The following is a 10,278-nucleotide window of genomic DNA, read 5'->3' on the forward strand; positions in this document are numbered from 1 at the left end:
CTCATCGGTTGTCATGCACCCCGCCTCGCTTGAGGCTCAGAAAAGATACAGGCACCGCCTGAACTTGTCAACTCCCTCCCTTCGCTTTCCCTTTCGGCTTGAGAGTCCCATAGAAAAACACCGTCTACAACGAAAAAAGCGGCAGCCCAGTGGCCGCCGCCTTTCCCATTGAATGCCTTTAGCGCTGGATCAACACCGTTTCCTGGACCTTCAGGCCCTGGTCCAGCGCCGTGCGGGCCAGCTGCCGGGCGGTGGTCAGGTCATGGTCGCGGTAGTTACCACATTCCAGCTCGCTCACACCCGGGATGGGGCGGTCGTGGTTGGCGGTGTCCTGCAAGGCTGCCGTAAAAGCCTGCAGCACGCCTTCCTCGTTGGGCTCACCAATCACCGCCATATAAAGGCCAGTGCGGCAGCCCATTGGCGAGACATCCACCACGTCCTGCAGGTGGTCGCGCAGGTAGCCAGCGAGCAGGTGTTCCAGCGTGTGAAGGGCGGCCGGCTCGATAACACCCTGGTTGGGCTGAAGCAGCCGCAGATCATATTTGCTGATGCTGTCGCCGCGGGGCGTGGTCTTGACCCCAGCCAGCCGGATATAAGGCGCGTGGACCCGGGTATGGTCCAGATCAAAGGACTCGATGTTTGCCATACCTTTTATTGTGCCGCGCCGTCCCAGGCAAGGCAGCGAACCCTCAGACGAACAGGCCGCTGTCCTGCCGGGCACCCTTCGCCGCCGATGAGCCAGCTTCTCCCAACAGGGCCGAAAGGGGCTCTTTATACTGCGCGGCGTGCCCACACTCACCGACCGTTCGCGCCGCACGCCGCTGTGGCTGCCGCTGCTCATCGTCGCGCTGCTGGTGGCGGCGGATCAGGCCCTGAAAGCCTGGGCGCTGGCGACCCTTCAACCATATGACCCAGCCCAGCCGTTTCTTCCCGGGCTGCTGGACTGGCAGCTGACCTTTAACACGGGCGCCGCCTGGAGCCTGTTCAGCGGCAGCGCCGTGCCCCTCGCGGTGGGCCGGCTGCTGGTGGGCCTGGGCCTGCTGGTGTATCTGGCCGTGCGGCCCCAGCCCCGCCTTCTCAGCGTGGTGTTGGCCATGATCGCGGCGGGCGCCATTGGCAACGCCATAGACGGGCTGCGGCAGGGCAGAGTGACCGACATGCTGCACTCGCCCCTGCTGAGCAGCGTGACGCGGGCGCTGTACGGCGACGGTTTTCCCATCTTCAACATTGCCGACATGTGCGTGGTGCTGGGCACCATCCTTCTGATTGTGCTGAGCCTGCTGGGCGAGCGCCGCGCCAAAGCCAGCGCCTGAACAAGGGGACTGTCAAAGCGAAGTGGCCCCGTCAGACTGACTGGGGCCACTTTCGAATTGGGGGACTGCGTTCAGGCCACGGCCTTGCGGCACTTGCCACACACGCGCAGGCGCAGGGTCACGCCGCCACGGGTCACCTTCAGGGGCTGAAGGTTGGGCTTCTGGGCCCGCTTGGTAATGCCCGTCACCTTACGACCCACGCCGCCCGCTGCGCGGGCCTTACCGCGGCGGATGACCGAGTTCACCACAATCGGCCCCTTGCCGCACACTTCGCACACTTTCGCCATGATGACTCTCCTTCTTCAGTCCGACCTTCGTTCTTGGGGGCCAGGGGGACAGGGCCCGCTGTTGGGCACCGCGCCGCGCCGACCCCAGGTCAGACAAGCCGTCCGACTGTAGCACATGGCCAGCGCTGCAAGCAAAGGCCCACACATCATCATACCCCGAGGCCAAAAAGGATGGACGGCGCACGCGGCGCCGCCCAGAAGAAAAGCCTGACAAGGGTTAGCGAAGGATGCGCAGGGCCTTCAGGATGGCAATCAGCACCACGCTGCCCACCACGCCCCACACGATGCTCCAGAAGCTGAAGCCGCTGCCCGCCACGTCGGCCGAGCCAATGTTGAGCCAGCTGCCGAAGACGGCCTGGGCCAGCAGGCTGCCCACGATCCCGATCAGGATGTTGGCGATGGCGCCCTGCTGCGCGTTCGTCTTCATGATCAAGCTGGCCAGCCACCCCACCAGAGCACCCACAAGAATCGTAATAATCCAACCCATGATCTTGACCTCCCTTTTCTTGGTTCTTCTGCGAATTTGAAATCAACGATGCCGTTCGTTGTGAAGGCAGCATGCGACCGTGCCAAACAGGCAATTGTAGAGGTGCGTACTTTCTCAAGAGGGGTTGAAGGCGGGATGGATGTCCCCCAAATCTGGGCTAAGGGACGAGGCCACTTTTGCCCCCGACAACGCTCATTTCTGACCTGACCCATAAGTCAGAACAGCGGTGTCAAGTGACGTTGAGCAGGAGGGTTGACCCATTCACGCCTCCCCATTCAAGCGGCGGCCCGTTAGGCAAGCGCCCGCATTTGTCTTACCCCGGCTGGGGCGCCGGCGCCTGCGGCTGGGTAGCATGCCGGAAACGGAGGCCCCACCCTGATGCCCGGACTACTTGAACGCTACCGACCGTATCTGCCCGTCACGCCGCAAACGCCCCTGCTGAGCCTCAGTGAAGGCAGCACGCCCCTGATTCACGCGCCGCGCCTGAGTGAGCACCTGGGCGTTGAGCTGCACCTGAAATACGAGGGGCTAAATCCCACCGGCAGCTTCAAGGACCGGGGCATGGTGGTGGCCGTGGCCAAAGCGGCCGAGGCCGGGGCCGACACCGTGATCTGCGCCAGCACCGGCAACACCAGCGCCGCCGCTGCCGCCTACGCCAGCCGCGCCGGCCTGCGCTGCATCGTGCTCATTCCCGACGGCAACATCGCGCTGGGCAAGCTGGCGCAGGCGGTGGCTTACGGCGCGCAGATTGTGGCGGTGCGCGGCAACTTCGATGAAGCCCTGCACCTGGTGCGCGAGATCAGCGAGCAGCGGCCCATCGCCCTGGTCAATTCGGTCAATCCCCACCGCCTGCAGGGCCAGAAAACGGCGGCCTTTGAACTCGTGGATGAACTGGGCGCCGCCCCGGACATCCTGGCGCTACCCGTGGGCAACGCCGGGAACATCAGCGCGTACTGGATGGGCTTCCGGGAGTACCTCAGCGCCGGGCAGATGGAGACCTTGCCGCGCATGTGGGGCTTCCAGGCCTCGGGGGCGGCGCCACTGGCCCGGGGCCTGGACCGGGTGGAGCAGCCCGAGACCCTGGCCACCGCCATCCGCATTGGCGCGCCCGCCAGCGCCCACCTTGCCCGCGCGGCCGTGCAGGAATCCGGTGGGCTCTTTGACCATGTCAGCGACGACGAGATCATGGCGGCCTACCACCTTGTGGCGCGTGAGGGGGTCTTCTGCGAGCCCGCCAGCGCCGCCCCGGTGGCCGGGCTGCTGAAGCTGCACGCCGAGGGCCGCCTGAGCCCCGGGCAGCGGGTGGTGGCAGTGCTTACCGGCAACGGCCTGAAGGACCCGGGCAGCGCCATGCGCGCCGTGCAGGCCCCCGCCGCTGTGGACGCCACCATGAACGCGGTGCTGGCGAGCCTGGCATGAGGGGGGGGGAAGGGTCTAAGGGTCTAAGGGTCCAAGGGTCTAAGAGCAACAGGGGCTCCTCCTTAGACCCTTTGACCCTCGACCCTTTGACGGGCCCCCGCAGGGGGCCCTCATGACCTTCACCGTGCGCGCACCGGCCAGCAGCGCGAACCTGGGACCGGGCTTCGACAGCCTGGGCCTCAGTGTGCCGCTGTACACCACCGTGCGCGTGACCCCGCAGGCCGTGACCGAAGTGGTGCCGCTGGGCCCCGAACTGGCCGCGACCCCGGCGGACGAGAGCAACTACGTGTACCGGGCCATGCAGCTGGCGGCGCGGCGGGCGGGGCGGCCCTTGCCCCCGGCCCGCGTGGAAATCGAGACCGAGGTGCCGCTGGCCCGGGGCCTGGGCAGCAGCGCCGCCGCGCTGGTGGCGGGCATCGTGGCGGGCAACGAACTGCTGGGCCGCCCACTGGACACCGAAACGGTGCTGGACGTGGCGGCGCGGGAAGAAGGCCACCCCGACAACGTGGCCCCGGCCCTGCTGGGCGGCATCGTGGTGGCCACCCTGGACCGCCTGGGCACCCACTACGTGCGCCTGAGCCCCCCGGCGCATCTGGGGGTGACGGTGCTGGTCCCCGACTTTGAGCTGAGCACGAGCAAGGCCCGCGCGGTGCTGCCGAAGGAATACAGCCGCGCCGACGCCGTACACGCCCTGTCGCACGCGGCGCTGCTGGTGGGGGCACTGGCCCAGGGCCGCCTGGACCTGCTGCGCCACGCCATGCAGGACTACATCCACCAGACGTGGCGCGCGCCGCTGGTGCCGGGCCTGAGCGACATTCTGGACGAGGCGTGGCGGCACGGCGCCCTGGGCGCGGCCCTGAGCGGCGCCGGGCCCACCGTGCTGTGCTTTCACGACACCCGGCAGCCCACAGCGGGCCTGCACGCCTACCTGCAGGGCGTGATGGCCCGCAACAGCTTGAGTGGACAGGTGATGGACTTCCGTATCGACGAGGCCGGTACGTTGGTCGAGCCGGGCCCCTCGTAAGGGGCTCTGAGGGTCTGGCCGTGCCGGCACCCCCAGGGCAACACGGACTGTTCAGCCCATGCGTTCCCGTCTACAGGCCATGACAGCCACATGCACACAACAACTGGCTGGGGGATGACCCAAGGCGCCCCTAACGGCGGCTCAGGCCACTCTGCGCGGTGATGCTGGGTCGCGATCCTCTCCCCTCGTGGAAGAGGACCCCGTGCAGCGAGGGGTGATGGGGTTCTTTCGTCAACCGCTCTAAGCGGTCCCCACTGAACCGGCCACAACGCGGCCAGCCCGCGACCATCTGGCCACGGGCTGGCAGGAGGCAGGCTTCAGTTCAGGGTCTTGATGTAAGCCTGCAGGTCTGCCACCTGGGCGTCGCTGATCTGGGCTTCAGAGAAGCGGGGCATCACGTTGCTCAGCTGGCGCACCGGGGTTTTGCCTTCGCGCAGGGTGGTCTTGAACTGGGCCAGGGTCCAGCTTTTGACACTGTCTTCGCCCACCAGCGAGGGGCCAAGGGCGCCCTCGGCCTGCTGGCCGTGGCAGCCGGCACAGTTGCTCGCGTACACCGTGCGGCCCGCTTCGGCGTTGCCCGTGGCCTCGCCCGCCGCGCCGCCCGCTGTGGCCTGGTCGCCTGCCTGACCGGCGGCTGGTGTGGCGCCGCTTCCGGCCGCCGCGCCCCCTGCACCGCTGTCTTCCTGCTGGTCGGTGGCTTCTTCGCCCTCGGCGCTGGCGGGGTCCTCGCCCTGGTTCTGGCTGTCCTGGGCCTCGCCCTGGTCGCCGGCCGCCGTGCCCGTTTCATTGCTGCCCGCCGCTTCACGGCCACCGCCGCTGGCGCTGCCCTCACCCTGGACCTGCCCACCAGCCATGCCACCACCTGAAGCCGGCGTGCCCGAGGCCTCGGTCTGCCCCTCGCCCGCCGCGGCCAGGGTGGGCTTGGCCATCAAGCGGGGGGTCACGATCAGCATGGCAATGCCCAGAATGACCCCCAGTGTCACGCCCAGCGCCCATGACAGGACGCTGCCAGCGGTTCGGTTGCGCGCTTCGTTCATGCCGGGAGCATACTGCGCGCGCCCGGCCGCCGCGCGCCAGGGCAGGGTTGGCATTTCTTCATGCCTGATCCAGCAGGGTGGGCGGCGGTCCGTGGGGGCTGTCCTCTGGCCACCACTGCAGCCGGGCCAGATCACAGCGGCCCGAGTCATCGAAGGTGACGCCCTCGGCCCGCAGCAACCCTTCTTGCAGCGCGCCGAACCCCAGTTTGTGCGTGCTGACACGGCCCTGGGCATTGATTACCCGTTGCCAGGGCAGCGCCGAGCCGTTCATCAGGCTGTTCAGCACAAACCCCGCCTGCCGGGCAGCGCCGGGTTGCCCCGCCAGCAGGGCCAACTGGCCATAGGTCATCACGCGGCCCGCCGGAATGCGGGCCACCAGGGCCAGCACGCGGTCACGAAAGCCGGACTCAGGAGCGGTCATCGCCCCCATTGTGCCGCCTTCTGCCGGGGGTGCGGGCGCTGCCAGTCTGAAGGCAGGTGGGGCGTACCCCAGCCAGTGAATCAGGGGCGCTTGGCGGTGGTCGGGGCCGGCGCCGCCTGGGCCGTCACGCCGCTTACCAGCGACTCGCGGATGCCCAGCGCAATCCCCAGCGCCACGCGGTCCAGATAGTTGGGGTCGCGCAGGTTCAGGCCGTCGACCGGATGACTGGTGTAGCCAATTTCCACCAGCGCCGCCGGCACCCGGCTGTTGCGCAGCACCGAGAGCGACTGCGAGTTTTTCAGGCCCCGGTTGAACGCCCCCGTGACCTCGGTCAGATGCTGCTGCAGCAGGCCCGCCAGCGCGCTGCTCTGGGGGTGGTTGGGGTTCCACCACGTTTCAATGCCGTACCCCCTCAGGGCCGTGCTGGCCGCCATGGCATTCACGTGAATCGAGACGAACAGTTGGGTGCCGGGTGTGCCCATGGCCGCGCGCATCTCCAGGTCCGTGTTTTTCACCGGGTGCAGTTCGCGGTCACTGTCGCGGGTGAGCACCACGTCCACGCCCGCCGCCGTGAGCAGGTCCCGCACGCGCAGCGCCACCGCCAGGGTGACGTCCTTCTCCACAATGGTGCCCACAGCGCCCGGGTCGCGCCCACCATGCCCGGCGTCCACCACCACGCGCGGGCGCACAAAGTTGGCGCTGAGCGCCAGGATGGCGGTGCCGCGCGTGGCCAGCACGGGCGGAACGGCCGCCACTGTGCGTTCGGCAGGGGTCAAGGGGCTCAGGTCTGCCAGAGCGGGCGACAGGTCCAGCACCAGCCGCCACGCCGTTCCGGAGGCTGGGGGCAGCAGTTGGGCCCGCCAGCCCGAGCGCGCCGTGACGGGTGAAGGGGTCAGCAGCGACACCACGCCGCCCATAGTCCCCGGGGCAAAGCGCCACTCGCGCAGTTCGGGGCTCACGGCGCGCGCACTCTGGGCTGCCAGCGTGACCCCACCCAGTTCCACATTCAGGCCCGCGGCCCCGGGCACCAGCCGGTAGCTGCTGCCGGGCGGCAGGTCCAGCACCACCCGCGTTTGCCCCGGGTTCTTGCCAATGCGCGGGGCCGGGACCGCTGCGGCTGTGGCCTCGCCGGGCACCCGGCCCTGCAGGGGCATGGGACCGCTCAGGGCGGGCGCGGGCAGGGCGGGGGCAGGCGGCAGCACCTTGGTAGGGGCCACGGTATCGCCCGGCGGCAGGGTCCCGGCCCCGCTCAGCACCGCCTGGGCGCCGGGGGTGGCCGGCGCGCTGCTGAGCACTTGGCCCTGCAGGGTGGGAGCCGCGCCGCCCGTCACCGCTGGGCCCAGCTCCAGAATCAGCACGCGGCCGCCGGTGGCCAGCGTGGCCTCGCTGGCCTGCCAGCCCGCCGTGAAGGACAGGGGAAAGGGCGTAAACAGCGTGATTTGACCAGCCCCCGCCCGCACCTCGTTCACGCTGCTGCCCGGGTTGGTGAGCACGGCCGGCTGGATTCGGGCGTTCTGAACATCCAGCCGCAGGCCGCTGAACGTGGGGGTCAGGGTGTAGCGCACCCCTGTGGGCAGGTCAAACACCACGCGGGTGGTGCTGCCCTGCGTACTGAACCGCGGCGGGCCGAAAGTGAGGCTCTGTATGCCCGTCAGGTTGAGGGGAGTGGCTGGCACGGCAGTCTGGGCCAGCCCGGTGCCGCAGAGTGCAAACAGCAGGCCAGATGAGAACAGGATGGCCGTTCGCTTCATGGTGCTCCATACTCTACGGTGCACCAGTGAGAACTCCCCGCTCGGTCTCATGGCGGATTAAGTGACGGCAATGCGCACTGGGCCTATGTTTTTCTCTGTCTCATGAGGCGGTGAGCCGAGACAGGCGGCCCACCGTCTCATGGAACTGACCCGCTGTCAGGGGGTGGGGGGCGGCGTGAAGGGCTTGGCTGAGGCACTAAACAGCGCGTCCCAGGTGGCGCGGTCCACCCGCCCACTGGCGGGCAGGCCGGCCGAAGTCTGAAAGGCGCGCACGGTGGCGGCCGTCACTGGACCGTACCAACCATCCCCCTGGCCAGTGCGGACAGGCCGCATGAGGGCAATCAGGCGGTTTTGCACCGCCCGCACGTCGGCGCCGTTCAGGCGGGGGCTCTGGACCTCCAGGGTGCGGCGAAAGGGGGTTGGTGCGAGTGAACGTGCCGGGGTGGCGACCGGGGCCGCGCTGCTGCGGGGAGCCGTGCCTGTGGCCGCGCCACTGGTGGCCGCCGCTGTGCCCGCGCTTGCGGCTGCGGGCGCTGCCGCCGCAGCATTCCCGCTGGCGGGCGCGGTGCTGGGGGGCACATCCAAGTACAGCAGAGTCTGGGCGCGGCCCTCGGGGTCAGGCTGCAGGCGCAGGTACACAGTTCCGCCCGAAGTTTTCAACCAGTTGTACACACTGCGCTGGTCGTCTTTGCTGCGCCAGACGCCATACAGTTCCTCGCCCAGCGCCGCCGTCAGGGCCACCCGGGTCTGCTCCACGGTGCGCGTGACCCCCACGCACTGCTTGGTGGGCGTGCCAATGGCCTGAAAACTGGCCGGGCAGTTGCGCAGCACCCCCCCCAGGCTCTGGGTCAGGCGGGTGGCGGTGCGTTCCAGCATAGAGGCCGGAGGCGTGGGCGGGGCAGCCAGGGCCAGCCCCAGCAGGGCCGGGCCCAGCACCATCAGGGGCCGAACAGACAGACTCATGGGGCAGTGGTAGCACGCCCAAGCTGACGGCAGCTGAGGCGCAGGCCACCTCTTGTTCACCCAAAGACTTACTTTGTTTTCTCAAGTCCTTCAGAAAGCATGTGGAATACTGGGGCCATGACCGCGCTTTTCTCTCCTCGGACGCCCGGGCACCTGCGGGTGGACATCTGGTCGGACATTGCCTGCCCGTGGTGTTATATCGGCAAGCGGCGGCTTGAAAGCGCCCTGGCACAGTTTGAGCACCGCGACCGCGTGGAGGTGGTGTGGCGCAGCTTCGAGCTGGACCCGGCCGCCCCTCCAGCCCTGGACCAGACCATGGGCGAAGTGCTGGCCAAAAAGTATGGCCGCAGCCCCGCACAAGTGCAGGCCATGATGGACCAGGTGACAGCCGTGGCCGCCGCAGAAGGCCTGAGCTACCACTTTGACCGTGCGCGGCTGGGCAGCACCTTTCTGGCCCACCAGCTGATTCACCACGCGGCCCTTCACGGCCAGCAGGGCGACATGAAAGAGCGGCTGCTGCGCGCCTATTTCAGCGAGGGGGCCCGCATGGGCGACCTGGAGACGCTGACCGCGCTGGCCGAGGAAGTGGGTCTGGACTCCGCCGCTGCCCGCACCGCCCTAAGCGAGGGCCGCCACGCCGACGCCGTGCGCCAGGACGAGGCGCAGGCCCAGGCCCTGGGCATTTCCGGGGTGCCCTTCTTTGTGCTGGGCGGCAAGTACGGCGTGAGCGGCGCCCAGGACCCCCAGGTGCTGCTGGGCGCCCTGCAGCAGGCCTGGGCCGAGGTGCAGCCCCCGGCGCTGGTGACCCTGGGCGACGCGGATCATGCCGGTGCCTGCGAGGACGGCGTCTGCGCCGTGCCGGAACCGGCCGCCCGGTAAATGTGGTGGCTGCAGCGCCGGGGGAATGGCGCTGAGCACAAGACCGCCGGCCAGAGCTTCAAAGCCTCTGGCCGGCGTTCGTCTGTGTGGTGGTTTGATCTTCGCGTTGCAAATTACCCTAACCCCTCACGCCGGGTCCGGGCTCAGGCGGGGGGTGGGGGCGGGGTTGTCCTCGGCGGGGCGGGGCTCGGCCTCCTGCGGGGGGAGGGTGCCGCCGGCCATCACCGTCTGCAAGTCCTCACCACTTAAGCTTTCGCGGGCCACCAGTTCATCGGTCAGGCGGTGCAGCAGATGCACATGCTCTTGCAGCAGGGCTGCGGCGCGCTCGTACTGCCCGTTGAGCAAGCGGCCCACCTCGGCGTCAATGCGCTCGGCGGTGTGGTCGCTGTACTGGCCCTGCACCGGTCCCCCGCCCAGGTACGCGCTGCCCTGCTGGGCCAGGGCCAGTTGGCCCACGTCGCTCATGCCCCACTCGGTGACCATGCGCCGCGCCAAGGACGTGGCCTGCTGAAAGTCATTGGCGGCGCCGGTAGTCACCTGTCCGGTGGCGACTTGCTCGGCGGCGTGCCCGGCCAGCGCCACGCATAGGCGGTCAAGCAGCGCGGCGCGGGTGTGGTGCATGCGGTCTTCGGGGGTGTAGAGCGCGCTGCCCAGGCTGCGCCCACGCGGCACGATGGTGAGCTTGTGGGCCTTGTCC

Annotated in this window: 11 protein-coding genes and 1 pseudogene; 4 read left to right on the plus strand and 8 right to left on the minus strand. The window is 68.7% G+C overall.

Annotation, left to right across the window (positions count from 1 at the left end; translation table 11 throughout):
- Window positions 1–178 precede the first annotated feature (178 nt).
- Window positions 179–646, minus strand: coding sequence for an S-ribosylhomocysteine lyase (locus K7W41_RS22905; protein WP_224612837.1), 468 nt, complete (start codon window positions 644–646; stop codon window positions 179–181).
- A gap of 127 nt (window positions 647–773) precedes the next feature.
- Here K7W41_RS22905 and lspA point away from each other — a divergent pair, with 127 nt between their 5' ends.
- Window positions 774–1,313, plus strand: coding sequence for a signal peptidase II (gene lspA / locus K7W41_RS22910; RefSeq protein ID WP_224612852.1), 540 nt, complete (start codon window positions 774–776; stop codon window positions 1,311–1,313).
- A gap of 71 nt (window positions 1,314–1,384) precedes the next feature.
- On the opposite strand, the gene rpmB is transcribed toward lspA, so the two are convergent.
- Window positions 1,385–1,600: a 50S ribosomal protein L28 gene (rpmB, locus tag K7W41_RS22915; protein WP_221090187.1), complete on the minus strand. Its 216-nt coding sequence runs from the start codon at window positions 1,598–1,600 to the stop codon at window positions 1,385–1,387.
- 217 nt (window positions 1,601–1,817) lie between these two features.
- The gene (locus K7W41_RS22920) at window positions 1,818–2,087 is read right to left on the minus strand and encodes a GlsB/YeaQ/YmgE family stress response membrane protein (protein WP_224612839.1); all 270 of its coding nucleotides are present in this window, start codon (window positions 2,085–2,087) and stop codon (window positions 1,818–1,820) included.
- 378 nt (window positions 2,088–2,465) lie between these two features.
- Between K7W41_RS22920 and thrC the strand changes: the two genes are divergently transcribed.
- Together thrC and thrB are read left to right on the plus strand one after the other, a co-directional pair.
- Window positions 2,466–3,506: a threonine synthase gene (gene thrC, locus K7W41_RS22925; protein WP_224612842.1), complete on the plus strand. Its 1,041-nt coding sequence runs from the start codon at window positions 2,466–2,468 to the stop codon at window positions 3,504–3,506.
- Window positions 3,507–3,618: 112 nt separating this feature from the next.
- Complete coding sequence (gene thrB, locus K7W41_RS22930) at window positions 3,619–4,530, plus strand: homoserine kinase (RefSeq protein ID WP_224612843.1); 912 nt, start codon at window positions 3,619–3,621, stop codon at window positions 4,528–4,530.
- 317 nt (window positions 4,531–4,847) lie between these two features.
- Here the strand turns inward: thrB and K7W41_RS22935 are convergent, their stop codons facing one another.
- From K7W41_RS22935 to K7W41_RS22950, 4 genes are all read right to left on the minus strand, one after another.
- Window positions 4,848–5,567 (minus strand): c-type cytochrome, encoded by a 720-nt coding sequence (locus tag K7W41_RS22935; RefSeq protein WP_224612844.1) that lies wholly within the window; start codon window positions 5,565–5,567, stop codon window positions 4,848–4,850.
- Between the two features lie 58 nt (window positions 5,568–5,625).
- On the minus strand, window positions 5,626–5,988 hold the full coding sequence (locus tag K7W41_RS22940) for an MGMT family protein (RefSeq protein ID WP_224612845.1): 363 nt from the start codon (window positions 5,986–5,988) through the stop codon (window positions 5,626–5,628).
- An 80-nt stretch (window positions 5,989–6,068) separates the two neighbouring features.
- The gene (locus tag K7W41_RS22945; RefSeq protein ID WP_224612846.1) at window positions 6,069–7,739 is read right to left on the minus strand and encodes an N-acetylmuramoyl-L-alanine amidase; all 1,671 of its coding nucleotides are present in this window, start codon (window positions 7,737–7,739) and stop codon (window positions 6,069–6,071) included.
- A 156-nt stretch (window positions 7,740–7,895) separates the two neighbouring features.
- A complete protein-coding gene (locus K7W41_RS22950) occupies window positions 7,896–8,702 on the minus strand; it encodes a peptidoglycan-binding domain-containing protein (protein ID WP_224612848.1) in 807 nt (268 codons plus the stop codon).
- A 117-nt stretch (window positions 8,703–8,819) separates the two neighbouring features.
- On the opposite strand from K7W41_RS22950, the gene K7W41_RS22955 reads away from it, so the two are divergent.
- A complete protein-coding gene (locus K7W41_RS22955) occupies window positions 8,820–9,581 on the plus strand; it encodes a DsbA family oxidoreductase (protein ID WP_224612850.1) in 762 nt (253 codons plus the stop codon).
- A 126-nt stretch (window positions 9,582–9,707) separates the two neighbouring features.
- Here K7W41_RS22955 and K7W41_RS22960 read toward each other — a convergent pair.
- Window positions 9,708–10,278 (minus strand): annotated as a pseudogene (locus K7W41_RS22960) (ATP-dependent zinc metalloprotease FtsH); the annotation flags it as partial.

It is taken from the genome of Deinococcus multiflagellatus (assembly GCF_020166415.1).
Classification (GTDB): domain Bacteria; phylum Deinococcota; class Deinococci; order Deinococcales; family Deinococcaceae; genus Deinococcus; species Deinococcus multiflagellatus.

Excerpts from the sequence above, each read along its gene's own strand:
- K7W41_RS22905 (WP_224612837.1), bottom strand. The coding sequence starts at position 646 with ATGGCAAACATCGAGTCCTTTGATCTGGACCATACCCGGGTCCACGCG.
- rpmB (WP_221090187.1), bottom strand. The coding sequence starts at position 1,600 with ATGGCGAAAGTGTGCGAAGTGTGCGGCAAGGGGCCGATTGTGGTGAAC.
- K7W41_RS22920 (WP_224612839.1), bottom strand. The coding sequence starts at position 2,087 with ATGGGTTGGATTATTACGATTCTTGTGGGTGCTCTGGTGGGGTGGCTG.
- thrC (WP_224612842.1), top strand. The coding sequence starts at position 2,466 with ATGCCCGGACTACTTGAACGCTACCGACCGTATCTGCCCGTCACGCCG.
- thrB (WP_224612843.1), top strand. The coding sequence starts at position 3,619 with ATGACCTTCACCGTGCGCGCACCGGCCAGCAGCGCGAACCTGGGACCG.
- K7W41_RS22935 (WP_224612844.1), bottom strand. The coding sequence starts at position 5,567 with ATGAACGAAGCGCGCAACCGAACCGCTGGCAGCGTCCTGTCATGGGCG.
- K7W41_RS22940 (WP_224612845.1), bottom strand. The coding sequence starts at position 5,988 with ATGACCGCTCCTGAGTCCGGCTTTCGTGACCGCGTGCTGGCCCTGGTG.
- K7W41_RS22945 (WP_224612846.1), bottom strand. The coding sequence starts at position 7,739 with ATGAAGCGAACGGCCATCCTGTTCTCATCTGGCCTGCTGTTTGCACTC.
- K7W41_RS22950 (WP_224612848.1), bottom strand. The coding sequence starts at position 8,702 with ATGAGTCTGTCTGTTCGGCCCCTGATGGTGCTGGGCCCGGCCCTGCTG.
- K7W41_RS22955 (WP_224612850.1), top strand. The coding sequence starts at position 8,820 with ATGACCGCGCTTTTCTCTCCTCGGACGCCCGGGCACCTGCGGGTGGAC.